The organism is Corynebacterium belfantii, from assembly GCF_041898185.1.
GTDB classification, from domain to species: Bacteria; Actinomycetota; Actinomycetes; order Mycobacteriales; family Mycobacteriaceae; genus Corynebacterium; species Corynebacterium belfantii.
The window spans coordinates 925713-952664 of record NZ_CP157823.1; the positions used below are offsets into that span (position 1 = coordinate 925713).

The window sequence follows — 26952 nt, forward strand, 5'->3', positions numbered from 1 at the left end:
TCCCCGTTAACGCCAGCTTGGTAGCCACATCATGGCATTAAACCATGCGTCTGGAATAACAAATCCATACAGCAGTGGCGAGAAGTAAAAGAACATTGCGATCACGACGGCGAGATAGCAGATGGCAAGAATTCTCCCCGTGGGGAAAACTCGGCCTTTCCAGAATGCGGCTGGGCGGAGGCGTCGATACGCTCCTGCGTCCATGAGACGGTTAAGCGTTATAGCCAACATGACGATGGTGAACGGGACGAGCGCAGTTGCGTAGAAGAAGTACATTTGACGGTCATAACTTGCCAGCCACGGCAAAAAACCAGCCATGAAGCTTACCCATGGGATGAGATATTCTGCGCGGCGGCGAAAGATCATTTCCCATAGTGCCCAGCACACTACGGGTACTGTGAGCCACCAAATCGCAGGAGTGCCAAAGAGGTAAATCATGCGTCGGCACGAGCCAAACGCACAAGAAATATCCGTGCTGGAGTAGTAGAGGATCGGGCGGGTAGCGGCAAGCCAGGACCATGGTTTGGAATCCCACGGATGGCTGTGCCCCGAGGACGATGTCAATGAGGCGTGAAACTCTAAGACTTCGGCGTGATAGTAAAGCCAGCTTGCTACTGCGTCTGGGAATAGTCGAAGAATGCTGTTGTCCTCTACATCTCCAGTGGCAACAGCATGCCTAAATACTGAGGTTTCTGAAGCAAACCATGCGCGCCAACTCCACGTATACACGGACAGTGGAACGAGAACAAGGGAAGCAAAGGCGGGAAAGGCATCTTTGACCAGCATGCCCAGTGCGGCGTTACGGGCACCGAAGGTACGACGTCGCGATGCGTCGAGCGCTACGGCTAGGATGCCGAAGAACATGATGTAGTACAGGCCTGACCATTTCACGGATACCGCGCAACCGAGGAGCACTCCCGTGGCGAAACGCCACCAACGAAAACCGATTCGGGGCCCCAGATCGGTGTCGAGTAGCTGCTGTGACCACGCGTTATACATGCGGGCATAGACTTGCTGGTGGTCACAGCATAGCGTCCAAGCGGCGGTGACAATGAAGAGCACTTGGATGATGTCGAGCATTCCGAATCGGGATGTGACTAGGAGGACGCCGTCGAAAAGCGCGATGATACCGGCGAGGGTTGCTGCTCGTGAAGATAAAGTCAGGCGTCGGGTAAGAGCCATGATGGCCATGATGGTCAGGGTGCCGCACAGAGCGGTCACCGCGCGCCAGCCAAGGGGGGTGTATCCAAATAGTGCTTCACCATAGGCGATGAGTTGCTTGGCGAGCGGGGGATGGACGACGAGCCCGTAGCCTGGGTTGGATTCGATGCCTCCAGTGAGGGGGTTGATCCATGATTCGACCATGTCCCAAGCTTGTGGCACGTAGTGTTTCTCGTCGAACACGGGGGTGTGCGCGGAGGTTGCTGAGGTAATTCCAATGGCGCGCATGAGAAACGCGGCGATGGTGATGATCGCGGTCGAGATAGTGTCATATCGCGACCACTGCAGCGAGCGGGGCGCGTGCGGGTGGGCGGCGCTGGGGAAGCGGGGCGCGTATCGACGCCTCCTAGTCCATGCTGCTGTGAGGCGACTGCGTGGTTGGTCCTTGGCGGTATCCGGAGCCGAATGAGAAGTCACGCGGTTTAGTCTACGAGATTTGGGTGGTTAACGAAGACTCGGTTGTTGATGGAAGGGGGTGTTGGGGAGTTTCCCTACGGGGTGGAAGTACAGTTGCGGCAGGGGTGAAAAATTCTGTTTATGTGACGCCGGTTATAGTGCTTGCACGCTTATGCACTGCAGGGATTTGTTGTTTGTCGAGGTGTCTGTGCGAGGTGGGTCGGGGGTGATGTGGATATGTGTTGGGCGACCGAAAGTGTGGGATTTTTGCAGAAAATCGTTACACAAGCGCCATTGACAGCCAATCGTTATACATTTGTGACCATTGATTGAGCTTTTGCATAATTATACAGGGGTTTTGTTATGTAACAAGCTGATAAAAATGTGAAGAAACCGACTGATAATCTTCTACTTTGGGCATCCCTGTCTTTATAAAGGTCTTTCTTATCGTCATGATAGATATATGACCGATTCGCACAATAATCCCTCACGGGACGAGGAGCTTCACATCGGTGAGGCCTCTCGTCCCGAGTTCAGTACGGATCCCTCGTCCGGATCCAGTGAGAACACAACACTGGAATCGACAACCTCGTCAGCACCTGTCGTCAGCGCAACGGCAGAGCTTGCCGCCATGATCGAGGGCGAAGGACTTATCGCCGAGGCAACCGCAGCACCGGAAAAAGAAATTACTTTCGAAGGGGAAGACGACAATGTAGGAGTGGACTGGAAAGTCACAGCCCTTGCCATGGTGATTGTTCTCGCTGTCGTCGCGTGGGGAATCCTCGGAACGACAAGCTTTTCCTCCTTTGCAGCATCCTCACTGGGTTACATTGTGGATAGCTTCGGCTGGGCCTTTATCTTCTTTACTACTGTGTTCTTGATCTTCGCCATTGCTATTGCATTGAGTAATTTTGGTACGATCAAGCTCGGGCGTAACGACGAAGCCCCTGAGTTTTCTACCACCTCATGGATTGCCATGATGTTTGCCGCCGGCATGGGCATTGGTCTGATGTTCTACGGAGCATCCGAGCCTCTGAGCAATTACCTCAACGGCGTTCCAGGACATGAGCCACGCTCCGTGGGGCATGCCATGAGCACCACCTTGCTGCACTGGACGCTGCACCCATGGGCAATTTATGGAATTTTTGGCCTTGCTATTGCATATAGCACGTTCCGCTTGGGACGTCGTCAGCTATTGAGCTCGGCGTTCATCCCACTGATCGGCGAACGCGGAGCAAAGGGCTGGATCGGCCGCATTGTCGATATTTTGGCGATTATTGCCACCATCTTCGGTACCGCTTGTTCACTGGGCGTCGGTGCTACCCAGATCAGCGCTGGTCTTGATGCCGCAGGTGTGGTGAAAGATCCAGGAATGAGCACGGTTTTGACAATCGTGTCGGTATTAACCTTGGCTTTCTTGTTGTCGGCAATGTCTGGCGTAGGCAAAGGCATTCAGTACGTGTCTAACGCCAACATGGTCCTTGCGGCTCTCTTGGCTGTTTTCGTGTTCGTTTTGGGCCCGACCGTCACCATCTTGAACCTGATCCCAGGTTCGTTGGGTGCATACCTATCCAACTTCTTTGAGATGGTCGGCCGTACTGCAGAGTCTGCCGACGGATCAGCAGGAGAGTGGTTGGGCAGCTGGACTATCTTCTACTGGGCATGGTGGATCTCGTGGAGCCCATTTGTGGGCATGTTCCTAGCACGTATTTCACGTGGCCGTACGATTCGTGAATTCCTGTTCGGCGTCATGCTCGTACCGGCAGCAGTTTCTGTCGTTTGGTTTGCCATCTTTGGTGGTACTGCGATCCACTTGGAGCAAGAAGGCCGTTCCATCTATGGTGATGGTTCTGCGGAATATCAGCTCTTCGAGCTGTTGCATGCACTGCCAGGTGGCAAGATTGCTGGTGTTGTTGCTGTGATCTTGTTGGCTACCTTCTTTATTACCTCTGCCGATTCAGCTTCTACGGTGATGGGTTCCATGAGCCAAAATGGTCAAACAGATGCGAATAAATATGTGTCGGCTGCGTGGGGACTTCTTGTTGCCTTGATCGGCATGACCATGCTGGTTTCCGGTGGCGACGATGTGTTGAGCAACTTGCAAAACATTACGATCATCGCGGCAAGTCCGTTCCTCGTCGTGATCGTCATCTTGATGTTTGCGGTGTTAAAGGATCTTCGTAATGACGAAATTTACTTGGATTACCGTGAGCAGCAGCGCTTTGCTTCACGTTTGGCTCGTGAGCGTCGTATCCACTTGGAGCATGAGAAGCGCAAGAAGGCTCGCGAGAAACGTCGAAATGCGAAAGAACACAAGGAACACAAGGTTCGCATGCCTCGTGCTGGAAAGGGCGAGCACCTCCGGCACCGTCGCTAAGCAGGCATCGTGAAGATGCCAGAGCACAATTAAACAAAAATTTCACACATGTATTTTGAAAGGTGAGCACCTTTAACCATGCTCAAAAAAACAATTACTATCGCGATGGCGTTCGTCGGAATTGTTATCGGCGCCGGCTTCGCCACCGGCCAGGAGGTACTCCAGTACTTCGTGTCCTTCGGGATGATGGGCATTTTTGGCGCGGCGCTATCGGCAGTGATTATGACCGTTACCGGTATGGCGTCTATCCAGCTGGGGTCGTACTTCCTTGCTAACGATCACGGCTCGGTGCTGCGTCGAATCTCGCACCCCATCGTGGCGCGTATTCTCGATGTCGCTGTTTTGATCACCCTATTTGCTACGGGCGTGGTTATGCTCGCAGGTTCTGGTTCGAACCTGAACCAGCAGTTCGGTTGGCCGGCGTGGGCGGGCTCATTGCTTATGCTGGTGCTCGTGATGGTTGCGGGGCTTCTCGACGTAGACAAGCTCACCGCTGTTATCGGATCGATTACACCGCTTATCATTATCTTTGTCATCGTCGCGATTGTGTATGCATTGAGCACTAGCAACGCTGACATCGATACTCTTAATCAAGCTGCGGCAACGATTAACTCCGCAACCCCACACTGGGCGCTAGCATCTCTTAACTACGTTGGTCTGGCTCTTATGATGGGTGTCTCTATGGCGATTATCATCGGTGGCAACAATGTTGACCCTCGTGCTGCTGGCCTAGGCGGACTTACCGGTGGCGTGATTTACGGTGTGATGCTGACCTTCACCGCATTAGCTCTTTACCGCGTTGCCGACAAAGTAGCTGCTGACGATGTACCTATGCTGACCATCATTAACCAGATCCACCCAATTTTGGGCACCGTAATGTCGCTCGTTATCGTGGGCATGATTTTTAACACGGCGTTGGGCATGTTCTACGCCTTTGCTAAGCGTGCTACTTCCTCACGGAGGGCGTTGTTTTACCCTGTATATTTGGTCGCTTCTGCGTTGGGATTTGCGGCGTCATTCCTCGGCTTTAAAAAGCTGGTGGGTGTGGTTTACCCAGCACTGGGTTACCTCGGTATTTTGCTTGTTGTTGTGGTTGCTGTGGCATGGTTGCGTGGCTTTGCCAAGATTCGTGACGAGCGTGCTCGCCGCGATAAAATTCATAAGCTCACCAAGCGTAAGCTGGATCCTACCAAGCGTTTTAGCTCTAAGCAGCAGCGTCAGCTTGATCGTTTGACGCGTGAATCGAACCTCAAGCCAAATGAGCTGAAGGAAACGATCCGTGAGGAAGTCGTGGAAGAACTCGCAGGTGCTGCAGATGGTGATGATGTCGACGCAGTAATCGATGAGGCTGCCGGTATCACCACAACCTACGAGCCGATCGAGTTTGAAGATACGATCGTCAGCGTGGAAGATACTCCGCTTGGCCTGCCATCGCATGCGCGTCCTATGTCGGAGCTCGAAGACCTCACTACTTTTGAAGAAGACATAGCTGAGGAGGCTGCGACTAACACGCCAGCTGATAAACCGGCGGCGAAGCAGTAAAAACTTTTTCACACCGACGCACCCATCTCCCGCGAGTGCCCGCTGAGGCAGTAGCAGGGAGGAGGGGGCGTCGTTTTTCTTATCTCTACAGTGTGAGAAACTGGAGATTATGACTGACCAGCCCATTATTGACTACCGCTTCCTAGAGCCCCTGCCGCGTGGCATTATTTTGGCGGCGACTCCGCTAGGAAATATTGGTGATGCCTCGCCACGCTTGGCTCAAGCATTAGCTCAAGCGCATGTGGTCGCAGCTGAGGACACTCGGCGCACGCGTGCTCTCGCTCAGGCGTTGGGTGTGGAAATTACAGGTCAGGTGCTCAGCAACTTTGATCACAATGAGCAAGGTCGTGCGCAGCAACTTGTCGAGATGGCACGAACACACACCGTTGTTGTAGTGACTGATGCCGGTATGCCTATCGTGTCGGATCCTGGATTCCCGTTGGTGGAAGCAGCACACGAGGCACGCGTTCCAGTGACATGTTTCCCCGGACCTTCTGCTGTGCCGACCGCTTTGGCGTTGTCGGGGCTTCATGTAGGCAAATTCGCCTTTGATGGATTCGCGCCTCGTAAGCAGGGACAGCGGCGTGCTTGGTTGGAATCTTTGCAACAAGAGCAACGCGCGGTGTGCTTTTTTGAATCGCCTCACCGGATTGCGGCAACGCTTGCCGACGCCGCCGAGGTGCTCGGTGCGAAGCGTCGTGCGGCCGTAGCGCGTGAGCTCACAAAAACCTTTGAGGAGGTTCGCCGCGGTGGGCTAGGAGAGCTTGCCGAGTGGGCGGCAGGGGGATTAAAGGGTGAGATTAGCGTTGTTATCGAGGGAGTGCAACATGTGCAGCATGAAGATGTACATTCCTTGGTTGCGGTAGTGGAAGAGCGTGTTTTGTCAGGTGAAAGGCTAAAATCTGCGTGTGGTGAAGTTGCTGCCCACTATGGGGTGAGCAAGAAACAACTTTATGATGCAGTCCTCGAATCACGTGCTGAGTAGGAAATAAATTAAGGTATATAACCATGAATAACCGTGTTCTCGTTTCTGTTGCTTGGCCTTATGCCAACGGCCCGCGCCATATCGGCCATGTGGCGGGCTTTGGTGTTCCTTCTGATGTGTTCGCTCGCTACCAGCGAATGTCGGGCGCAGAGGTACTCATGGTTTCAGGCACGGACGAGCACGGCACCCCATTGTTGGTGCAGGCAGATAAAGAAGGCGTATCAGTCAAGGAGCTTGCTGACCGTTACAACCGTCAGATCGTTGAAGACCTCGCTGGCCTAGGGTTGTCCTACGATCTGTTCACCCGTACCACCACTCGTAATCACTACGCTGTCGTGCAGGACTTGTTCAAGGGCCTGTATGAAAACGGCTACATGATCAAAGAGACAACGATGGGTGCAGTTTCGCCATTAACAGGTAGGACGCTGCCGGACCGCTACATTGAAGGAACCTGTCCTATTTGTGGGGCTTCAGGAGCTCGTGGCGATCAATGCGATAACTGTGGTAACCAACTTGATCCAGCGGATTTGATCAATCCTGTATCGAAGATCAACGGTGAAACACCAAAGTTCATTGAAACGGAGCATTTCCTTCTCGATCTTCCTGCTCTTGCAGATGCACTGGCTGCGTGGTTGAAGGATCGCAAAGACTGGCGCCCCAACGTTTTGAAGTTCTCGCTGAATCTGCTGGAGGATCTGCGTCCTCGTGCTATGAGCCGTGACATCGACTGGGGTATTCCGATTCCTGTAGAGGGCTGGCAGGACAACGGTGCAAAGAAACTCTACGTGTGGTTTGACGCAGTGGTGGGTTACCTGTCTGCTTCCATTGAGTGGGCTTATCGCACTGGCGATCCTGAGGCATGGAAGAAGTGGTGGAACGATCCGGACTCCTCTGGTTACTACTTCATGGGCAAGGACAACATCACGTTCCACTCCCAAATTTGGCCTGCTGAGCTCTTGGGCTACCAAGGCAAGGGGGCTAAAGGTGGTTCGGTCCACAGCTTGGGCGAGCTGAACCTTCCTACAGAGGTTGTATCTTCGGAGTTCCTGACTATGTCGGGCTCGAAATTCTCTTCATCCAAGGGCATTGTCATTTACGTCAAGGATTTCCTCAAGGACTTCGGCGCTGATCCGCTGCGTTACTTTATTGCCGTTGCGGGGCCGGAAAACAACGACACGGACTTCACGTGGGATGAGTTTGTCCGCCGCGTGAACAACGAGCTTGCTAACGGTTGGGGCAATCTAGTTAACCGTACGGTTTCGATGGCGTATAAGAACTTCGGTGAGGTTCCAACACCTGCTGAGCTGACGGAATCAGATAAGAAGATTCTCGCTCAGGCCGAGGAAGCCTTTGGTGTTGTTGGTGAGGCGCTGGCACATTCGCGCTTTAAACAGGGCATTACGCACGCTATGCATATTGTTGGCGAGGCGAATGCCTACATTGCGGAGCAGGAGCCCTGGAAGCTTGCTAAGGATGAGTCGCAGCGTGAGCGTTTGGCTACAGTACTGTGGACTGCTTTGCAGGTTGTGTCTGACTGCAACGTGCTTCTTACCCCGTACTTGCCTCACATTGCCCAGCAGGTGCATGAGACGCTGGGACGCGATGGCGTGTGGGCGGCTAAGCCGCAGATCGTTGAGGTTACTGACGACATGCCCGTTGAACCTATTGGCGTGGGTATTCCAGAGGCTGGTCAGATCTATCCTGTGATTATGGGTGATTACGCAGCACAGCAGGCGCGGTGGACGCGTATCGACGTTCAACCTGGTACCGCACTATCGAAGCCGAAGCCGCTCATTGCCAAGTTGGATCCAGAGCTTGGAGAAACCGGCCCTGAGTGGGCTCCAGTTAATCCGTAGTTCTTTTCTATACTGGCTAGCATGTCAAAAAAGAAGCCTCGTCCGATTCCTGTTCCAGCCCATGCCATTCCAGGGCTTATCGACGCTCACACGCACATCGCCTCGTGTGGTGCAACGGAACAGGATGAAGTAGATGCTTTCGTGCAACGAGCTCTTGCTGCCGGTGTTGAACGAATCTGTACCGTAGGTGACGGGCTGGCGGAGGCTGAATCTGCGCTTCAAGCAGCGCAGATGAATTCTCGTGTGTTTGCGGCATGCGCTATCCATCCAACGCGCGCTCGTGAGCTTGATCAGGCAGCCCGTAACCGGTTGACTGAGATGGGCCATGATCCGCGCTGTGTTGCAATTGGAGAAACCGGTATTGATACCTACTGGATTACTCACGACCCCGACAACACCGCTGATCTTGAAACTCAAGAAGAAGCTTTGCGATGGCACATTGATCTAGCCGTTGCCACTGGTAAAGCCTTGATGATTCACAATCGTGAGGGTGACGACCACCTCATGCGTATTCTCGATGACGCTCCGCAGCCGCCAGAAACTATCCTGCACTGTTTTTCCTCACCGATTGATGTAGCAAAGCAAGCCCTCGACCGTGGATATGTGTTGAGTTTTGCTGGCAACGTGACTTTCAAACGTAACGAAGAGCTACGTGAGGCTGCGCGGATAGCTCCCATTTCACAGTTGCTGATTGAAACTGACGCCCCTTACATGACTCCCGAGCCTTTTCGAGGTGCACGCAATGAGTCGGCAATGATTGGGCATACAGCGTTGTGCGTTGCTTCCTCCCGTGAGGAATCGGTGGCTGACTGCGTTGCGGGAGTATCTGCGACATTTGATCGTGTGTATGGTGTGGGTGCCTCGTTTGGGGCGTGAGTTAACAGCTGTGATTGGTGTGTTGAGCTCGAAAAGAAGGGCTCGACAATGCTTTGCTGTTATCGTATTGTTATTTTTTATTAACTCCTCAGCTTCGGAAGTATCCGATGCTTGCTATGTCGTCTAAAGCAAAGAGATTTCAACGTGGGCAACCGTCAAAAAATCAAAATTAACAAGGGTGCGTCTTCTCATGTCGTACCAATGCGTATTGTGGCAGGCGGTGTCATCGCTAGTTTGGCTGTAGGCGGTGTGACAGCACAGCAACTGAAAAAAGACATCACGGTGGATCTCAACGGCGAGCACATCAGCTTGGCGACGTTCTCCCGCGACGTTGACGGCGTGCTAAAGCAAGCAGGCGTCAACGTTGGCGAAAAGGATTTGGTCTATCCCGCTCCTAGTGAGGCAGTAGCGGATAACGACACGGTGACTGTTCGTACATCCAAGCAGGTTTCCGTGGTCATTGACGGCGTTAAAAAGGACGTGACCACTAACGCCATTACGGTCGAAGAACTATTTAGCCAACTCAATGACGTTCCAGCAGCGTTAAGCTCGGCAAGCCTCAATGTAGAAAAAGGCGCGCGAATTCCTGCTGAAGGTATGGCGTTGGACGTTGTGACGCCGAAGATTATTTCCCTGACCACAGGGGATAAAACAGTATTTACTCAGATCGCCGCTGCAACCGTAGCGGATGTGCTCAAAGAGCGCGGCATTGATGTGGATACAGACGACGTCGTCATGCCTGCCTTGGATACCGCGGTGTCGAAAGATATGAACATCAAGGTGGACAAGGTTGACTCCCGTGAGGAGAAAATCACCGAGAAGTTCGATGAGCCAGCAAACTACATCGATGATGCTGAACAGCTAGAGGGGGAGGAAACCCTCGTTACCCCTAGTACACAGGGTGAGCGCACTGTTACTCGAAAGATCGTCACTGTCAATGGTGTTGAAACGGCCAACGAAGTAGTTAATGAGGAAATAATTACTCCTGGTGTTGCTGCAACGATTAAGCGCGGCACCAAAAAGCCCACCACTGCGTCGGCAGCTGCAGTAGCAAGTGGTTCTGTTTGGGATCAGATCGCACAATGTGAATCGGGCGGTAACTGGTCGATCAACACCGGCAACGGCTTTACCGGTGGCCTACAATTCGTTGATTCAACGTGGCTCGGCCTAGGCGGTGGCGTGTATGCGCCACAAGCGTACTTGGCTACCCGTGAGCAGCAGATCGCCATCGCGGAAAAAGTGCAGGCAGCGCAGGGCTGGGGTGCTTGGCCGGCATGTACAGCAAAGCTCGGATTGCGTTAGTTTCGCCCTCAACTATTGTCCCTATGCTTGCGCAGGGTAGATTTATTTCTCATGGAAGATCAGGTATCTGCGCTGTTATTGGGACCGGTGGAAATTCGTCAGTTGGCGGAAAAACTTGACGTTACCCCCACTAAAAAACTGGGACAAAACTTTGTCCACGATCCAAACACGGTCAGAATGATCGTTTCTGCAGCCGACCTTAACTCCGATGATCATGTCATCGAAGTGGGGCCAGGCCTTGGATCCTTAACTCTTGCCTTGCTCGATACGGTTCAAAAAGTCACCGCGGTCGAAATTGATCCCCGCCTTGCACAGCAGCTACCACTGACCGTCGCAGAACGCGCCGGCCAATTTGCTGACCGACTCAATCTGATCCACAAAGACGCCCTCACTGTTGCGCCGGAAGACATCGATCACCCCACAGCCCTAGTGGCAAACCTGCCCTATAACGTGTCGGTGCCGGTGCTGCTTCACCTATTGCAGATTTTTCCTACCATTCGCCGCGTACTGGTGATGGTGCAAGCAGAAGTGGCAGACCGTCTTGCCGCAGACCCCGGCAACAAGGTTTATGGCGTTCCGAGCGTAAAAGCCTCCTTCTACGGAAACGTCCGCCGCGCTGGTTCCATAGGAAAGAACGTCTTTTGGCCAGCACCCAAGATCGAATCCGGCTTGATTCGTATCGATGTCTTTGATCCTGAACACCAACCGTGGCCAGTGGCCGATGACATGCGTAAAGCTGTATTCCCGCTGATCGACTCAGCCTTTGCACAACGGCGCAAGACCCTTCGTGCAGCACTCAGCGGGCACTTTGGCTCAGGGCAGGCTGCAGAGGAAGCGCTGCGCGCTGCGGGAATCGAACCCACCCTCCGGGGGGAAAAACTCGATATCGCTGACTTCGTTCGTCTTGCCCGCGCCACCACCGCCCAGGAGCAGGCATGACAAGTCAAGCCATCACAGCGGTCGCCTCATCAAAAGTTAACCTTCATCTTGGAGTCGGCAACGCGCGTGACGACGGCTACCACGAGCTCGTCACCGTATTTCAATCACTGAGCCTGCACGACACCATCACGGTGATACCAACCGCAGATGATATGCACGATGCTGAGGACCAAGGAATCGTCGCAACGCTGAGCGTGAGCGGCAACAACGCACAAGCCGTGCCTACCGACGCCACCAACCTCGCATGGCAGGCAGCTGAGAAAATGTATCAGGCACATCGTCGCAATGGTGGAGCCCCCGCCAAGCGCGTGCACATTGCCATCGACAAAGGGATTCCGGTCGCAGGCGGAATGGCCGGTGGATCGGCCGATGCCGCTGCCACGTTGGCGGCCATGGCACAGTACTTGGGCAACACCGTCACCGAGCAAGAAATCTTGAGCATTGCAGCTGATCTGGGCTCCGATGTGCCCTTTACCTACCTCGGTGATACTCGGCTAGGAACAGGCCGCGGTGAACGTCTTGTCCCAGTCTTGTCGCGGGGAACCTACCATTGGGCACTGGCGTTTTCTGCGCAAGGCCTATCTACGCCCGAGGTATTTCGCAAGATCGATCAGATGGACCGTCGACCTCACTTAGACGTCACCGATCTCAATGCGGCACTCCTCACGGGGGATCCGCATAAAGTAGCAGCACATCTGTACAATGATCTCCAAGCAGCAGCGCTTTCACTACGCCCCGAATTACGCACCACCCTCGAACAAGGTCGTGCCGCTGGAGCACTGGCCGGAATCGTATCGGGATCTGGGCCTACCTGCGCTTTCCTCTGCGAAGACGCCGAAACTGCCCAAACAGTAGCCGCGGAACTAAGCGTGCACTACCGAACCGCTGTCGCTGCCGGACCTGTCCGCGGCGCCCATGTGAAAGGACACTAGTGGCCAACCTCATCAACCTAGAAAACGTCTCCAAGTCTTTCGGCCTGACAACGCTTCTCGACTCGGTGAGCTTAGGTGTCCAAACCAGCGACCGCATCGGCGTAGTAGGCCTCAACGGCGGCGGAAAAACCACACTGCTAGAAATCCTCACGGGGATTGAACCACCAGATTCAGGGCGTGTAAGCCACAACACCGACCTACGCATGGCCGTGGTGACCCAACGCGCAGAACTCAACCCAGCCGATAGCGTGGCCGACGTTGTTTTGTCTCCACTGGGGCTGGAAACTTTCGAATGGGCCTCCAATGCAAAAGTTCGCGAAGTACTCGGAGGCCTCGGGATTGTCGACCTCGGGCTCGATACCGAAGTGGGGTCACTGTCTGGTGGAGAACGTCGCCGCGTTAACCTCGCCGCAGCGTTAGTTAAAGACCTCGACCTCATCGTGCTCGACGAGCCCACCAACCACCTCGATGTTGAAGGCGTACAGTGGCTTGCCGACCACCTGCTTTCCCGCAAACTAGCCATCGTTGTTGTTACCCACGACCGCTGGTTTCTCGACACCATTGCCACCCAAACATGGGAAGTTCACGACGGAACTGTCGACGCCTACGAAGGCGGTTACAACGACTGGACCTTCGCACGCGCAGAACGCGCACGCCAAGCAGACGCCGTCGAACAGCGCCGCCAAAACCTCGCCCGTAAGGAACTAGCATGGCTGCGTCGAGGTGCGCCTGCACGAACCTCAAAGCCGCGATACCGGATTGAAGCCGCAGAAGCACTGATTGCGGATGTGCCAGAACCACGCAACAAAATCGAACTGATGGCCTTTGCCAACCAGCGCCAAGGAAAAGTCGTCGTCGAGCTAGAAGACGCCACCATCGCCACCCCAGACGGACGCACATTGGTAGACAACCTCACGTGGCGCCTCGCGCCGGGTGAGCGCATCGGCCTAGTTGGAGTTAACGGCTCCGGAAAGACCACGCTGCTGCGTACGATCGCAGGCGACCATGCGCTTACTGCGGGCAAGCGAATCGAAGGCCGAACTGTGCGCTTGGGATGGCTGCGTCAAGAGCTTGACGACCTCGACCCCACCATGCGCGTTCTCGATGCGGTAGAAGGTATCGCTTCCTACATCACGCTAGGAAAGAAAGAAATTTCTGCTTCTCAGCTCGCCGAACGCCTCGGTTTTTCGGCAAAACGCCAACGCACTCCCGTGGGGGATCTCTCCGGTGGTGAGCGTCGTCGTCTCCAGCTCACGAGGGTGCTTATGAGCGAGCCGAACCTTTTGCTTCTCGACGAGCCCACGAACGACCTTGACATCGACACCCTTCAAGAGCTCGAGTCGCTTCTCGACGGGTGGGCCGGAACACTCATCGTGATCTCCCACGATCGCTATTTGATTGAAAGAATCGCAGATTCTACGTGGGCGCTTTTCGGCGATGGGCAACTAACAAACCTGCCAGGCGGAATCGACGAGTACCTCAAACGTCGTGAAGCAATGGCCGCCCGGAACCAATCTGGAGTAGTCAACCTCGGCGGCAACGATGAGGCAGCAAGCGCACCAGTGCCGGAGAAAAAGCTGAGTTCGCAGGAAGTACGCGAGATCACCAAACAGATGAACGCCCTAGAACGCAAGATCGGCAAACTCGATCCCAAGATTGCCAAAATCAACGAGGAGATGGCGGCGGCTGCGCAACGCGTCGACACCGCTGAGCTCACACGACTCGATGCCGAGCTCAACGAGCTGACCGCACAACGCGAAGAGCTCGAAATGGAATGGATGGATCTAGGCGAACGCCTCGAATCATAGACGTGTAGGGTGGGACGCATGATTTTGATCAACGTGAAATACCAAGTGCGCCCCGAATACGTCGATACCTTTCTTGATGAGGTGAAGTGGTTTACCGACGCTTGCCGCGCCGAAGAAGGCAACCTCTTTTTCGACTGGTTTAAAAACCCTGAAAAATACAACGAATTTATCTTGGTCGAAGGCTTCAAAGACGGCAGCGATGTGGCACACGTACAGTCCGCGGAATTCCAGCGTGCATGCGAAGAAATTCCTCGCTACCTCCTAGAAACACCAAAGATTATTAACGTCTCCATCCCCGGTAAGGCCGAATGGGACACCATGGCTGAATTTGTTGTTGAGTAAAAAACTTTTTTCGGGGCCACTGTAATGGCGGCCCTTTTTTACGCACAAACAGTAGTGAAGAGCGAAAATTTCGCCTTTCGAATTCACTCACGTTAGGAGCACACCATGTTCAAAACAATCGCTCTCGCAGCCATTGGTGCCACTGCTGTTGCCGGATCTGTTGGCGGCGGATGGATCTACCACAACTCCAGCCAAATGGCCTCGATACCAGAGGTTGCACAAGTCCACATCGACGGCCTGCTCAAGCCCAATAATGAGATCATGATTAGCTCGCCGTGCGCTCCCACCGACACTCATGCCAAGCTCACAACCAGCTTCGGTGTCACCGCCGACCTATACCCAGCAGCTGATAGGGGAGAGCTCATCGGTTTTGTTACCGCCCCCAACAACATTGTCCCAGGGCCTGCTGACGGCTACCACACCGTAACTGTTACCTGTGACTCTGGGCTTACCGGTACCGTCACCTTCCCATCCGCGGGAAACGGCGACCAGTAACCTTCAACCAATAGAAAGTACCCAGTGGCACGACGCAACCCTCACGACCCGCGCGAGCACTTCCGCACCTGTTACGTACCCAACTATCCCAAGATCTTGGCGTACGTTCGTCGACGCAGCGACACCGCAACCAGCGAAGACCTCACAGCGGAAGTGTTCGCCCGTGCGTGGCGACACTGGGAAACACACACCGGCGACGACCTGCCATGGCTCTACGGCATCGCCCGCAACGTGCTCCTCGAGCACTATCGCGCCCGCGACCATCAGACCAACATCATCAAGGCCAGTGCTCAACAAGTAACCGATCGCACTCCCGACCTCACCGATGCTGTCGACACCAGCTTGAGTATCCATGCGGCCCTGCAACGCCTAAATGAATCCGATCGAGAAATCCTCCTCCTACACGCATGGGAAGGCCTCGACCCCGCAGAAATCGCCCAAGTTCTTGACATCAGCGCAAACAACGCGCGCGTCAAATTACACCGTGCTCGCACACATCTCGATCAGATTTTGTCCTCATCCACCACCGCTTCAGTGACCACACTTTCCCCACGGAGGGGGTAACGATCATCATGTCCTCTCACCATCACCACTCTTCCGATCGCACACTCGATGCCCTCCGCGCGATCAATCCCGTCGCCGACGACACCCTCTCCCGTGAGGAAACGTTGCGTCGCGACGCCTCCTTGGCAGCGATCCTCGATCAAGCCACAGTGACCCCATTGCGACGTCGTCGCGTATCCGCTCCTATGCAATGGGCTGCTATCGCGGCATCCGTGGCTTTACTTGCAGGCGGCGGATTAACTCTTCCCAACGTGCTCGATACCAACCCGGCCGTCGCAACAGCCGAGGAAGTACTGACAACTACTGCCGATCGTGCAGGGCATAAAGCCCAAGTTAGTGACATCGCAGCTACCACCTCCGACTTTTTGCGACGAAGTGATACCGATGGCACTGGCACAGTCACCGTGGCCTATGAAGTCCACGATGGGGCAGTAACGCACAGTGTGGATACTGATGGCGAACTTTCCCCCGAGCTCGCACAGCGAGCACAGACTCCAGAACCGAAAATTTCCCCCGTCCAGCTCAATACCGCAACGGATATGGCGGCCTTTATCCGCGACCATGCGGCGTCGATAGGCGAAGGCTCGGAGGCGAAAACTGCCCTCCACCTCCTCCTAGTCCCAGGCGCAAGCCCCGCTGCACAAAAACAGCTCTACGCCTTCCTAGCACAACTGTCAGGAAACGAGTTGGCGCATGCACAACAGGCGCAGAACAACGGTGACGATGAGATCGTGTCAGTAATTCGTGACAAAGACCAGCTTAGCTTTGACATTCTGCCAGCAACTGGGCAACTTGTACGCGTAGTGGGGCTCATCCCCAGTGTTACTACCAGTATTGACGCAGCAGGCATTGTCGATTGCGTGCGTTTGAATGGCACCCAAGGGCCAGAGTTATTATCTCTTGCATGTGGGGATAACAATCACGTTATTTCTGATCTTACGTGGGGAAAATGGGGCGATGAAGCAGCGCATGCCCACGGCAAAGCATGGCTTAATGCTTGCGACCCGAACTGTGCCCAAGGACAGTGGAAGACCTATCCGGTGAAGGTGACGGCCACGAACAAACGCACGTGCGGCTACAACCTTGAGGTGTACACGAAAATCGATGTGGAATATGACTCAGACGAACAAGCACCGGCTGGAGTACCCCTAAAGGAGACATACGAGCCGGTTTGTGTGCCTTAATGCCCCCCAGACGGTAGGTGCGGTCGGTAGGGTTAGTGAGTATGAGTGCACAAGGGAAGAAAGCCGCAGAATCGACAAAGAGCACACGTCCAGCCAAGCTCGACAAGCAAGCCTATGAAGCAGAGCTAAAGCGCTTGCAGGCGGAGCTAGTCGATATGCAGCAGTGGGTTGTAGAAACAGGCGCCCGCGTGGTCATTATCATGGAAGGCCGCGACGCTGCAGGGAAAGGCTCTGCGATTAAGCGAATTACGCAGTACCTCAACCCAAGAACATGCCGCATCGAAGCACTGCCTGCACCTAATTCACGGGAACAAGGTCAGTGGTACTTCCAGAGGTACGTCGAAAAGCTGCCCACCGCAGGTGAGATCGTGATCTTCGACCGTTCATGGTACAACCGTGCCGGTGTCGAACGCGTGATGGGCTTTTGTACCTCGCAAGAGTATCGACGTTTCCTCCACCAAGCCCCAATTTTTGAACGCCTCCTAGTCGAAGACGGCATCATGCTGCGCAAATACTGGTTCTCAGTCTCCGACGAAGAACAAATTGCGCGCTTTAAGTCGCGCCGCAACGATCCGCTGCGTCGCTGGAAGCTTTCGCCCATGGACCTACAGTCGATCACTCGCTGGGAAGATTATTCTCGCGCCAAAGACGAGATGTTTGTGCACACAGACATCCCCTCAGCACCGTGGTACACCGTGGAGTCGGAGGATAAAAAGCGTTCACGCATCAACGTCATTAGCCATTTGCTTTCGACGATCCCCTACGAGAAGATCGATCGCCCACTACCCGACATCCCTGAACGTCCAGCCCAAGACAAAGACTACGAGCGGCCACCACGTTCTGATTTCCGCTACGTTCCCGATGTCGCTGCCGCATGTGAAAAAGGCGCAGGATCTGGCAAAAAGAAAAAGACATCAAAGTCAAAGAAGAACAAAAAGTAACGCAATACACTCCTAACAAATACTCCCTTGGCGCTCATGCAATCAACAGAGGCCAAGGGAGTTTTTCATAGTGATTTAGCGCGTAGTTTCCCCACGGGGGTGTTGGATACGCAGCCACACAAAAAATCCCCACAGCACAAACGCACCGTAGACCATGTACAGCACTGCGGAAGGATAGAAGCCGGCCATGAGAAGGAGGGGGACTCCCACGATGTCGACACCGATCCAGATGAGCCAGAATTCAGTCCAGCCACGTGCCATTCCGTAGGTAGCCAGCATGGAGCCAGTGAAGATCCAGGCGTCAGCCCAGGGGCCCCATGAGCCGAGTGCTTGGAAGATCCAAGCGAATACGAGGGTGCCTATGATTGCGAAGGCGATTAGTCCGAATCGTTCATTACGGGTTGCCCAGCGTGGCTGGACGGCGCTTAATTCTTCGGCTGGTTCGCTGACGATGGAGCGTGAAGGGTCGAGGTCTTGGCATTCTTTCAGACCCGTCTTGCGGGCCTGCGACCATTTCCACCATCCATAGGTGCTTACGACGAGGAACATGATTTGGCGACCAGCTTGGCCGTAGAGGTCGAGGTCTTGTGGGGTGTGGAAAACACCGCCGAGGAAGACTGTAAAGAGGAGGAGGTTGCCGATGATACCAACGGGCCATGCCCAAACCACTCGCTTCATTCCGCCATATGCGGATGCGAGACCGAAGAGGTTGCCGATGATTTCTCGCCACAGGATTGGAATTCCTCCGATGTAGAGGGTGGCGTTGAGGAGTTGATTGAGAATATTCACGGTGATGGTGTCGAGGGGTTATTTTGCTGCGGTCAGGAGGCTGTGGATTGTTGTGAGCACTGCTTCTTCATCGTTGGAACCGACGACGTGATCAGCAATGTCTTTAATATCAGGGTGTGCGTTGGACATGGCATAGGCAGTTCCAGCAGTTTGGAGCAGTTCGTAGTCGTTGAGGTAGTCGCCGAAGGCGGCGGTGTGCTCAATGGGAACTCCGAGGTTGTCTGCTAGTTGCTGGAGTGCGACGCCTTTGTTCGCGTGCTGACTCATGATGTCGATCCAATGTGCCCCGGAGATGACGAGGGTATGGTCGCCCACACTTTCGGCGAGAGCAGGGGCTGCTACTGTCTCAGCATCGGGGAAGGAATAGATGGCGAGTTTGATGACCTGATCGTTGACAACGCTGTGGAGGTCGTCAACCACATCAAGTTTTGCATAGTAGCGCACGGTTTCGGTCAGGAACTCGACGTCGCCACGCGCAATGAACGCACCGTCGACACGGCAGACAACGACGCCCCAGTCGAGATCGCTGTGCGACATGGTACGAATAACGCGGTGCGCTACCTCGGGGTCGATAGTGGTCACGGAAATGATCTCGCCCTCGTGATAGACCACGGTGCCATTTTCTGCGATCACACTTAAATGTTTTCCGGCCTGCGCAAATTGATCCAACAAAGTGTAGAGCTGGCGGCCGCTGGCCGGAGCGAACACGATTCCTTGCTCGTGCATCTCGTCGAGAAGCGGCCAAAAGCGCGCCGGTATTTCGTGCTCGCTATTAAGTAAGGTGCCGTCCATATCAGTGACAATGATGCGTGGAGTCATAAGAAACTACTTTACCTACCTCCGTGGGGACTCGAGCATTCGCCGTTCGGTGTCGGAAACCACATGCACAATGACGGGTGATATGGAACACTGGCTGACATGAATAACAAAACCTCAGCAGCGCCCGTACGAGCCTACGTAGAAAACTCCACAGGAGTGTTAGAACTCAACCGCCCCCAAGCACTCAACTCGCTAACCCACGAGATGGTTAACATCATCGACCAAGCACTCGATCAATGGTGGGACGACGACGCAGTCCACCGAGTGCTCGTTTATTCCAATTCGCCCAAGGCCTTTTGTGCAGGTGGCGACGTCCGCGCCGCTCGCGATGCAATCCAAGCCGGCCGCTGCGGGGAAGCAGACCAATTCTTTGTCGACGAATACGACATGAATAACAACATCTCCGAATTCCCCAAGCCCTACATTTCGCTTATCGACGGCTTCGTCATGGGCGGTGGACTCGGACTGTCTGCCCACGGATCTCACCGAGTGATTAGCGAAAAAGTCAGCGCCGCCATGCCCGAAATGGCTATCGGATTCACCCCCGATGTCGGTATGGCCTACATGTTCCAACGAATGACCAACGCAACAGGAAGCACCTCCCACGCACTTGCCACCTTCCTCGTGACCACCGGATGGCGTATGACAGCCGCCGACATGATCTGGTCCGGACTAGCGACCGATATAGTCCCCAGCGCTGACCACGACCTCTTCCGCGAAACTGTCTACGCAGAATCTCTCGATGAAGCACTCGAACGCTACAGCGTAGACACCGTCGGCGATAGCGAACTCGCGACACTGCTACCGCACATCGAGAAAACCTTCGGTTTTCCCACGTGGGCACAAATCGAGGAAGCACTCGCCACCTACCCAGACCGCGAGTTCGTCAACACCGTAACCGAGCTACTTAGCACTGCAAACCCAGAATCACTCGTCGCGGCAGTAGAACTCATGGTTGCTTCTGCACGCAGTACCACCTTGCGAGAAGAACTTGATCACGAAGTCGTACTCGGGGAATACATCCGCAGCCGACCCAACTTCGCTGAAGGAGTACGCGCAGTCCTCGTAGACAAAGACCGCAACGCCGATTTCACACCAGCAACCACTGGGGAAGTCGATGCCACGGCCGTGAGGAAACTTCTCAAGAACTAGACGATGCTGCACACCCCGCCACATGCGTCCATCGATACCTGAATAGGGGCCGACGGCGCATGCACGCGCACCGTACGATAATCCACATCATCGATAGTGATACGACGGAACGCACCATAATAGGAAAGCGCGCGTCGAATATCCCTCCCGTGGGGAACCGTCTCATGCAAGGTTGCAAACACGGCCGCATGAGACGGCGGCGGTAGACGCAGCTCAGGGGCGTCAATGAGCATAATTGCAGTACTGCCATCACTAAGAGGTACGCGGACATCAGTCCAAAAACGAGACACAGGCTTGGCTGCATCGTAGAGCCGCTGGGAAAGAGCTGTCGATGCATCTACCTGGCCCAACAACATGCCGAGTCCATTGTCGATGGCAAAATTCTTTACTCCTAGCGCCGCTTTCGCGCCGGGGAGATCGCATACGGCCGGATCTGCCCACGACCATTGCAGAGTTTCCCCACGGAGGGTGGCTATGAGTAATGCTCGTGCGCGCAGGGTTCGCCCCGTTGGAGTAGTAAGCGTAACCACGGAGCAGTGGTCGTTCGTTGTGGCGTGGACGTCGGGGAATCGGCCGTTGAGGAGGAGCTGGTGTTCAGCGGCGACAAAGGTAGCGTCTGCTAGCACATCGGTCAGGCGTAATTGGGGAGTTGTGGATTGCAGATCGCGGACTTTGAGTCGGGCAATATCAACGTGAGCCTGTTCGCCATTGTCGGAGCGAACACACAGAATGAGGCCGTCTTCTGCGACTGAATAATCATTTTGGGCAGCAAACGCGATGATGGCCCGCCGGATTTCGTCGTCAGTGAGGTTGTTGTTGCGGGCCTGTCCTAATCCCAACGTCAGGGCGTGAGCGAGGGGGAGCTGCGGAAAAGACGGAGTAGCCACGATGACATCAGTGTGTCCGTCTTCAGTGGGGACCAAGTAGGCAGGGCCATTACCGTTTAATGTACGGGCTGCGGTTAACAGCTCTTCGCTACTGTGGTGGGGACCTTCGGCTAACTCGGGGATAGCGAACGCAAATTGCTGATGCCAGTACCACTGGTCGTCGGGATCAATATGGGCTGCTACTACGGCGTCGAGGGTGTAGCCCCCTTTGGGGGTGTTCCATTGGACTTGGTATCCCTGTGGCGTCCGGTTAAAGGCGTATTCGTAGGGATGACCAAAGTCTTTGATGAGGGCTTCATCGGTGACAACTTGTGGGATGGTGCCGTCGATAAGCACGTGGCGTAGCGTTGTTGGTTCAGGCAGCAGCACTGCGGATGATCCTTTTCGTGGCGGAAACGGTTAATTAAACCTCCATCGTACGCAGTTGGTCAAAGGCTGTGGTGACTAGTTTTTCGCTGCCTCTGGATTCGTGAAATTATTCACGCCGTGCTGCTCAAAATAAGCCTTCAACGCGGTAGAGGCGACTGCGCTAGAGATGGACAGTTGCACTCGGAGCGTAAACGGATCAAGATCTGGGAAATCTTTGCCACAAGCTCATTGATGTGGTGCCGATTCTCGTTCATCATGGCCAGCTCAACTTGGGTCGCGTGAGCGTGCAGGTGCTCGTTGAACGTAGAAATTGAATAGAGCGAAACGGGGTCTGCTTCATCTTTTCAAGATGCTTGAGCACAACCGCTTCGGTTTTGCGGTACAACGACCAATCGTCGGGGAGAAGCGTCATATCGTCGACGAGTGCGGTGATGCATTCGAAGGTAGAAGCAACCAGCGCTTCCTCACGGGAATTGAAGTAGTTGTGGAAGGTGCGTTGAGAAACTCCAGCGCGTTGGGCGATAGCGGATACGGTCGCAGCGTCGAGGCCTGCTTCAACGACGAGGGAAGCGGCGGCATGAGCAAGGGGCTTTTTGGTTGCGATCTTCTTTGTTTCTCTTAAGCTCGCCATAGTCATTCTTTCCGTGGGGAAACGCGGAGTTTCCAGTGGGTGGCGGAGACACCGTGATTTGATGGGGCTGAACTAGCCCCCGAAAGTTGGACTGGTTTAATTCTAGGTGGTTAGTGGTTCAAGGGTCTGGTTCCGGTAGTGCATCGGGGTCAGGCCCTTGAGCCGTTTCTGAATGCGTTCGTGGTTATACCAGTGTATGTAGTCATCCAGGGCCTGCCTGAAGTGCTCGAGACTGTCGAATGATTCACCGTGGTACGTCTCTGATTTGAGGTGTCCGAAGAAGTTTTCCATTACAGCATTGTCGTAGCAGTTGCCTTTCCTGGGCATCGATTGGATGCCGTCGACACTTGTGATGAGGTCACGCCAGCTGGAATGCTGGTACTGGATCCTTTGATCTGTGTGTACCAGTAAGCCGCTTCCGGGAGATTGGCTTGTGATGGCATCTTTCAATGACTTTGACGTAAACGCTGTATTTGGCGAGGTAGACACACTATACGACACGGTTGAGCGGTCATAGAGATCCATGATTGGTGACAGGTAAACCTTGGTACCGGCAATGCGAAACTTCGTGACATCACTCGTCTACACTGTGTTTGGTTTATCGGGCGTGAAGTATCGATCTAGCATATTCTCCGCGATGTGACTGACAGTGCCTTTGTACGAGTTGTACTTCTTTTTTGCTCTGACCTTGGATTTAAGGCCTAGCTTGTCCATGAGCTTGTAGACCAGCTTATGGTTGATATTCCACCCCGTCCTGGCGAAGTTGAGTATGAATCCTCCGGTAGCCGTAACGATGGTTCGTCTGTGTGAAGACCTCGACGATCGCTTCCTTGAGATCGATATGTTTATCCGGCACGTTCAGGCGTTGTTGGTGATAGAAAAATGTTGATCGGGCAAGACCTGCCGTGTTCAACAAATCTTCTAGGCGATGGTCAGATTTGAGGATGACGATCGCTTCGACTTTTAGCTTCGTCGCTGGCTTCTTAAGTCCCCGCATTTTTTTAAGTACGCGTTTTCTGCCCGTAGTTTCTCCACCTCACGGTGCAGCCGGTCTTCCTTAGTCAATGGCTTCGAACGGGCACTGCCTTTAGGTCTGTCCTTCGGTTTCGGCCGAAGTGCCTCATCACCACCTGTACGCTAGGCACGCACCCAATGGGAGACAAGTTGCTGCGAAGACGGCTCGAATTCTCAAGGCAAGATCTATCTTGGACTGGCCAGTGTTGAAACGATCAACGATCTGTTTTTTAACTTCGAAGGAATGGTGCTGTTTCGTTGGGTTTTTCACAAGACACAGCCTGCTATGAAGTTTGAATCGGCGTAGAAGTTTTCGCGCCGCATATTTGCTAACGCTCAACTGACGAGACGCTGCGCTGTAGCCTATTCCATGTTTAAACAAGTCAACGAGTTGCTCTTGCTGCTGCTGGCTTAGAGAACTTCGTGCTCTCAAAGAAATACTCCCCACTAGTCGGAAACTGATTTCTCAGTCCAACTAATGGGGAGCAGTTCATTATGCAGTTCAGGGCTGTTTTTCCATTTGGCAGACACAGGCTGACCTTGGCAGGGCGGCGCTCACATTGGGTTGAACTGCCCCGAGGCGCCACCAGCGCATTGGTGGGTGCGGTGCGGGGCGGAGAATCCTCTTTGGGCAGCAGAGCTGCCTTGGAGCACTGGACAGAAAGAAAATTCACGTCTGAACAGGAGGTTTCCACCAATGTCCAATCCGCTTAACCATGGTTTAGTTATGGGCCACGCGGCATCTGAGCCGAAGATTTCTCCCGAACTGCGCAGGCGGAGCAACAGTAAAATGGCTGTTTTCGCACGTAATGCCTTTGTCAATAAGACCACCGGCGAGGTTGAGTCTGAAATCGTCGAACTGACATCCTACTTGCCTGACGCCAACGTGCGAGGCGTGTTCGGTCTGATCCACACAGGCGACCGTGTGGCGATCTCCTACAGCCTCAAGACCGACCACTTCACCACCAAGGATGGTATCGAGCAGTTCCAGCTCGTAGCACGGATTGACTCCGTGCAGCTCATCGACAGTAGGGCTGAGCCTGCCGCTCGTTTGAGGCCCAGTTTCAAGACATGACGAAGCCCGCAAGCGTCGGGGATTCATGCTCGCGGGTCTCTAGCCATCCGGGGCTTGCGAAGGCTGGGGTGCCCGTTACCTTGTGAGTATCCCCGACAATGGGGATAGTCGCTGGTCCCGGTATGGCTTACTTGCCCTGTAGTTTCCATGATCCGGGGGGGTGTTGCCACCGGGTGCCAGGACGTTCGATGACAGCTGATAGGGACACGGCCGGAATCTATATCCAGGTCTCTTTGTAACGTGGGTGCTCGCAACGAATGTCATGACGCCAGCGACTGGAACAACGACATATTCATCTCGTTTTCTAGGAGTTCACCATGTCGCAGGATTACTCCATCGACATATTCCTCGGCCTAGACGTCAGCTAGTCTTCAGCACCACGCCTGCGCTCTCGACCACGGTCGGCAACAAAGTATTCGACAAACCATTGCCTCAACTCGAGTCCGATCTAGCAAGCGTTTTCCACCAGCTTCAAGAGCATGGCACGGTGCTCGTGGTCGTCGATCAACCCAATACCATCGGCGCACTACCGATTGCTGTAGCCCGTGCCTGCGGATGCGAAGTCGGATACCTACCGGGTCTAGCTATGCGTAAAGCTGCAGATCTCTATCCAGGCCGTGCGAAAACTTCACAAACGCGACGCATTCATCATCGCCGACACCGCCCGCACAATGCCTCACACGCTGCGTGCCGTCGACCGAAATAACGAAGTTCTATCAGCATTGAAAATGCTCTCCGGCTTCGATGACGACATCGCCCGCGATTGCACCCGCACCGTCAACCGACTACGCAGCATCCTTACCCAGATCTACACCAGCCTGGAACGAGTTCTTGCTGGCAGCACCCTAACGCGCACCCCAATCCTGGACATGCTGATCCACTACAAAGGGCCACAAGGGCTGAAACGAGCCGGATACCATCGGGTGCTGAACTGGATGATCAAGCACACACGAAAAGACCCTACCCCGCTGGTAGACGAGATTTTTGCAGCACTAAAAGCGCAAACAGTCACCGTACCAGGAAGCGATGCCGCCGAGCTCGTCATTCCCCAACTAGCTGCAAACATCAAAGCATTCAAAGCGCAACGTGGGCACCATTGCTGAACAGGTTGAGGGGATGCTTGACGATTTCCCTCTTTGTGAGGTCGTGGATAGAGCATACCCGGAGTCGGCATCAAGACCGCAGCGCAGATCCTTACTTGCGATCGGTAACGGCTTACGACTTCGACAGCGCCGGCCACCTGGCTGCATACGCGGGCATCGCACCAGTGACACGACGATCAGGGTCATCAATCAGAGGGGAATTCCCAGCACGATCGGGTAATAAGCGACTGAAAAACGCTTTGTTCTATTCCGCATTCGCGGCTATCCGCAGCCACGAACCCTCACGGCGGTACTACGAACGTAAACGCGCCGAAGGTAAACGCCATAACGCGGCAGTTATCTGCCTGGCACGACGCCGATGCAACGTCATCTACGCAATGCTGAAAAACAAAGAGTTCTTCCGAGAAATCCCACCACGCCCAGTCGCTGCATAACAACAAAAGACAAAGCCGACCAGTACACGCTGGCCGGCTACTAGGCGCGCCTAAACGACTGCCCCCATACCTGTACTCGCCTGTGGCAACTTAACACTTGACAAAAACATAGGGACACCCCCTGGAACCGTCTCAGGTGGTTGTGACTAGCGTCTCATAGTTCCTGTCACTACGCAGTGCAACAACTTCCGATAGTAGCCGCAATCCGCATTCGTTTAATTCGCGTATCGACGCCCCCCCATGATCTTCCTATTTCCTAAGGTCAGGATAATAATATGCAAGAACAAAAAATGGATGTGAGCGTAGTTACCTATGTAATGCTGTGCGTGGGGAATGGTGCCAAAATTGTGATCTGAAACTCATTTATGGGTGAGGTCTGTACAAATCGCACCAAGGTGTTAGTGTTGGGTGTGTTGAAGTGATCGGGAATGCCAGTGCAATTCTGGCAGCGGACCCCGCCACTGTAACCGCATATTATGCCCATTTCTAGCCACTGCAGTCCTGCGGGAAGGGTAGAAAGACGCACTTTTTACTGGGCGCGGTAGCCAGGAGACCGGCTTCAACATTTTATACGTAGAAGCCTGCGGGGATTCGGGCTCCGGAAGAAAGTGGTTGAACCATGGCTGTGTGCACTGCATCAAATGTGAAATCTTTACATACTTGTCGGATCGTGCCCTTAGGCTGCCGATAATCACAACGGTGATTTGCTCTTCGTTAGGCGTTTTCCTTTTCCGCGTCTACGGATAAGTTGTACATTTTCGCGCTAAGCGAACGAGGCTCTGTAATGATCGGAATGTGGAGATGTCAGCTCCCTGTGGCAGCTGGTCATTGCAGAATCGGGCTCTCGCCTCGTTGTGTTGCGACTTGTCAATGTTGTGATGTGGCCATGGCAGACCGTATCACGTAATGGGGAGCAAAC

At 54.2% G+C, this 26952-nt stretch carries 21 protein-coding genes, 2 pseudogenes and 1 riboswitch; of the genes and pseudogenes, 17 read left to right on the forward strand and 6 right to left on the reverse strand.

The window, feature by feature from the left end; translation table 11 throughout:
* Positions 1 to 6: 6 nt before the first annotated feature.
* A complete protein-coding gene (locus tag ABMV07_RS04860; protein ID WP_088266833.1) occupies positions 7 to 1638 on the reverse strand; it encodes a dolichyl-phosphate-mannose--protein mannosyltransferase in 1632 nt (543 codons plus the stop codon).
* Between the two features lie 442 nt (positions 1639 to 2080).
* Between ABMV07_RS04860 and ABMV07_RS04865 the strand changes: the two genes are divergently transcribed.
* The 14 genes from ABMV07_RS04865 to ppk2 all read left to right on the forward strand — a co-directional run bounded on the left by ABMV07_RS04865 (position 2081) and on the right by ppk2 (position 17760).
* Entirely contained in the window at positions 2081 to 3994 is a 1914-nt protein-coding gene (locus ABMV07_RS04865; protein WP_088266832.1) for a BCCT family transporter, read from the forward strand.
* Positions 3995 to 4072: 78 nt separating this feature from the next.
* Positions 4073 to 5536, forward strand: coding sequence for a hypothetical protein (locus ABMV07_RS04870; RefSeq protein ID WP_088266831.1), 1464 nt, complete (start codon positions 4073 to 4075; stop codon positions 5534 to 5536).
* Positions 5537 to 5645: 109 nt separating this feature from the next.
* The gene (gene rsmI, locus ABMV07_RS04875; RefSeq protein ID WP_197688692.1) at positions 5646 to 6521 is read left to right on the forward strand and encodes a 16S rRNA (cytidine(1402)-2'-O)-methyltransferase; all 876 of its coding nucleotides are present in this window, start codon (positions 5646 to 5648) and stop codon (positions 6519 to 6521) included.
* Positions 6522 to 6544: 23 nt separating this feature from the next.
* Positions 6545 to 8377, forward strand: coding sequence for a methionine--tRNA ligase (metG, locus tag ABMV07_RS04880; protein ID WP_088268290.1), 1833 nt, complete (start codon positions 6545 to 6547; stop codon positions 8375 to 8377).
* A 21-nt stretch (positions 8378 to 8398) separates the two neighbouring features.
* Positions 8399 to 9253: a TatD family hydrolase gene (locus ABMV07_RS04885; RefSeq protein ID WP_196977344.1), complete on the forward strand. Its 855-nt coding sequence runs from the start codon at positions 8399 to 8401 to the stop codon at positions 9251 to 9253.
* Positions 9254 to 9397: 144 nt separating this feature from the next.
* On the forward strand, positions 9398 to 10555 hold the full coding sequence (locus ABMV07_RS04890) for a resuscitation-promoting factor (RefSeq protein WP_197689749.1): 1158 nt from the start codon (positions 9398 to 9400) through the stop codon (positions 10553 to 10555).
* 51 nt (positions 10556 to 10606) lie between these two features.
* The gene (gene rsmA, locus ABMV07_RS04895; protein WP_088268284.1) at positions 10607 to 11494 is read left to right on the forward strand and encodes a 16S rRNA (adenine(1518)-N(6)/adenine(1519)-N(6))-dimethyltransferase RsmA; all 888 of its coding nucleotides are present in this window, start codon (positions 10607 to 10609) and stop codon (positions 11492 to 11494) included.
* Positions 11491 to 12426, forward strand: coding sequence for a 4-(cytidine 5'-diphospho)-2-C-methyl-D-erythritol kinase (locus ABMV07_RS04900; protein WP_374064948.1), 936 nt, complete (start codon positions 11491 to 11493; stop codon positions 12424 to 12426). Before rsmA ends, ABMV07_RS04900 begins: the two co-directional genes overlap by 4 nt.
* Positions 12426 to 14234, forward strand: coding sequence for an ABC-F family ATP-binding cassette domain-containing protein (locus tag ABMV07_RS04905; RefSeq protein WP_374064949.1), 1809 nt, complete (start codon positions 12426 to 12428; stop codon positions 14232 to 14234). Before ABMV07_RS04900 ends, ABMV07_RS04905 begins: the two co-directional genes overlap by 1 nt.
* Positions 14235 to 14252: 18 nt before the next feature.
* A complete protein-coding gene (locus ABMV07_RS04910) occupies positions 14253 to 14576 on the forward strand; it encodes a putative quinol monooxygenase (protein ID WP_088268278.1) in 324 nt (107 codons plus the stop codon).
* Between the two features lie 105 nt (positions 14577 to 14681).
* Positions 14682 to 15071 carry a hypothetical protein gene (locus ABMV07_RS04915; protein WP_088268276.1) on the forward strand — a complete coding sequence of 130 codons (390 nt, stop codon included), beginning with the start codon at positions 14682 to 14684 and terminating at the stop codon, positions 15069 to 15071.
* 24 nt (positions 15072 to 15095) lie between these two features.
* Positions 15096 to 15635, forward strand: a complete 540-nt coding sequence (locus ABMV07_RS04920) for an RNA polymerase sigma factor (RefSeq protein WP_088268274.1) — start codon at positions 15096 to 15098, stop codon at positions 15633 to 15635.
* A gap of 8 nt (positions 15636 to 15643) precedes the next feature.
* On the forward strand, positions 15644 to 16819 hold the full coding sequence (locus ABMV07_RS04925) for a hypothetical protein (protein WP_374064950.1): 1176 nt from the start codon (positions 15644 to 15646) through the stop codon (positions 16817 to 16819).
* Positions 16820 to 16860: 41 nt separating this feature from the next.
* Positions 16861 to 17760 (forward strand): polyphosphate kinase 2, encoded by a 900-nt coding sequence (ppk2, locus tag ABMV07_RS04930; protein WP_088268270.1) that lies wholly within the window; start codon positions 16861 to 16863, stop codon positions 17758 to 17760.
* Between the two features lie 75 nt (positions 17761 to 17835).
* On the opposite strand, the gene ABMV07_RS04935 is transcribed toward ppk2, so the two are convergent.
* Both ABMV07_RS04935 and ABMV07_RS04940 read right to left on the reverse strand, forming a co-directional pair.
* The gene (locus ABMV07_RS04935) at positions 17836 to 18549 is read right to left on the reverse strand and encodes a nicotinamide riboside transporter PnuC (protein ID WP_088268268.1); all 714 of its coding nucleotides are present in this window, start codon (positions 18547 to 18549) and stop codon (positions 17836 to 17838) included.
* 18 nt (positions 18550 to 18567) lie between these two features.
* Entirely contained in the window at positions 18568 to 19368 is an 801-nt protein-coding gene (locus tag ABMV07_RS04940; protein ID WP_088268266.1) for a Cof-type HAD-IIB family hydrolase, read from the reverse strand.
* A 99-nt stretch (positions 19369 to 19467) separates the two neighbouring features.
* Here ABMV07_RS04940 and ABMV07_RS04945 point away from each other — a divergent pair, with 99 nt between their 5' ends.
* Positions 19468 to 20520, forward strand: coding sequence for an enoyl-CoA hydratase/isomerase family protein (locus ABMV07_RS04945; protein WP_088268264.1), 1053 nt, complete (start codon positions 19468 to 19470; stop codon positions 20518 to 20520).
* On the opposite strand, the gene ABMV07_RS04950 is transcribed toward ABMV07_RS04945, so the two are convergent.
* The 3 genes and pseudogenes from ABMV07_RS04950 to ABMV07_RS04960 all read right to left on the reverse strand — a co-directional run bounded on the left by ABMV07_RS04950 (position 20517) and on the right by ABMV07_RS04960 (position 23808).
* The gene (locus ABMV07_RS04950) at positions 20517 to 21776 is read right to left on the reverse strand and encodes a DUF6882 domain-containing protein (protein ID WP_374064951.1); all 1260 of its coding nucleotides are present in this window, start codon (positions 21774 to 21776) and stop codon (positions 20517 to 20519) included. The two genes, ABMV07_RS04945 and ABMV07_RS04950, sit on opposite strands and share 4 nt — an antisense overlap.
* A gap of 253 nt (positions 21777 to 22029) precedes the next feature.
* On the reverse strand, positions 22030 to 22413 hold the full coding sequence (locus ABMV07_RS04955) for a TetR/AcrR family transcriptional regulator (RefSeq protein WP_229255009.1): 384 nt from the start codon (positions 22411 to 22413) through the stop codon (positions 22030 to 22032).
* Between the two features lie 96 nt (positions 22414 to 22509).
* Positions 22510 to 23808, reverse strand: a pseudogene (locus ABMV07_RS04960) (IS3 family transposase).
* A gap of 403 nt (positions 23809 to 24211) precedes the next feature.
* On the opposite strand from ABMV07_RS04960, the gene ABMV07_RS04965 reads away from it, so the two are divergent.
* Positions 24212 to 24496, forward strand: a complete 285-nt coding sequence (locus tag ABMV07_RS04965) for a hypothetical protein (protein ID WP_197688337.1) — start codon at positions 24212 to 24214, stop codon at positions 24494 to 24496.
* A 317-nt stretch (positions 24497 to 24813) separates the two neighbouring features.
* Positions 24814 to 26033 (forward strand): annotated as a pseudogene (locus ABMV07_RS04970) (IS110 family transposase).
* A gap of 376 nt (positions 26034 to 26409) precedes the next feature.
* A riboswitch (cobalamin riboswitch) is annotated at positions 26410 to 26610 on the forward strand.
* Positions 26611 to 26952: the final 342 nt, after the last annotated feature.

Coding starts and splice junctions, on each gene's coding strand:
- ABMV07_RS04910 (WP_088268278.1), top strand. CDS start 14,253: ATGATTTTGATCAACGTGAAATACCAAGTGCGCCCCGAATACGTCGAT.
- ABMV07_RS04925 (WP_374064950.1), top strand. CDS start 15,644: ATGTCCTCTCACCATCACCACTCTTCCGATCGCACACTCGATGCCCTC.
- ABMV07_RS04870 (WP_088266831.1), top strand. CDS start 4,073: ATGCTCAAAAAAACAATTACTATCGCGATGGCGTTCGTCGGAATTGTT.
- rsmA (WP_088268284.1), top strand. CDS start 10,607: ATGGAAGATCAGGTATCTGCGCTGTTATTGGGACCGGTGGAAATTCGT.
- ABMV07_RS04915 (WP_088268276.1), top strand. CDS start 14,682: ATGTTCAAAACAATCGCTCTCGCAGCCATTGGTGCCACTGCTGTTGCC.
- metG (WP_088268290.1), top strand. CDS start 6,545: ATGAATAACCGTGTTCTCGTTTCTGTTGCTTGGCCTTATGCCAACGGC.
- ABMV07_RS04940 (WP_088268266.1), bottom strand. CDS start 19,368: ATGACTCCACGCATCATTGTCACTGATATGGACGGCACCTTACTTAAT.
- ABMV07_RS04965 (WP_197688337.1), top strand. CDS start 24,212: ATGGCTGTTTTCGCACGTAATGCCTTTGTCAATAAGACCACCGGCGAG.
- ABMV07_RS04900 (WP_374064948.1), top strand. CDS start 11,491: ATGACAAGTCAAGCCATCACAGCGGTCGCCTCATCAAAAGTTAACCTT.
- ppk2 (WP_088268270.1), top strand. CDS start 16,861: ATGAGTGCACAAGGGAAGAAAGCCGCAGAATCGACAAAGAGCACACGT.
- ABMV07_RS04945 (WP_088268264.1), top strand. CDS start 19,468: ATGAATAACAAAACCTCAGCAGCGCCCGTACGAGCCTACGTAGAAAAC.
- rsmI (WP_197688692.1), top strand. CDS start 5,646: ATGACTGACCAGCCCATTATTGACTACCGCTTCCTAGAGCCCCTGCCG.
- ABMV07_RS04955 (WP_229255009.1), bottom strand. CDS start 22,413: ATGACTATGGCGAGCTTAAGAGAAACAAAGAAGATCGCAACCAAAAAG.
- ABMV07_RS04865 (WP_088266832.1), top strand. CDS start 2,081: ATGACCGATTCGCACAATAATCCCTCACGGGACGAGGAGCTTCACATC.
- ABMV07_RS04885 (WP_196977344.1), top strand. CDS start 8,399: ATGTCAAAAAAGAAGCCTCGTCCGATTCCTGTTCCAGCCCATGCCATT.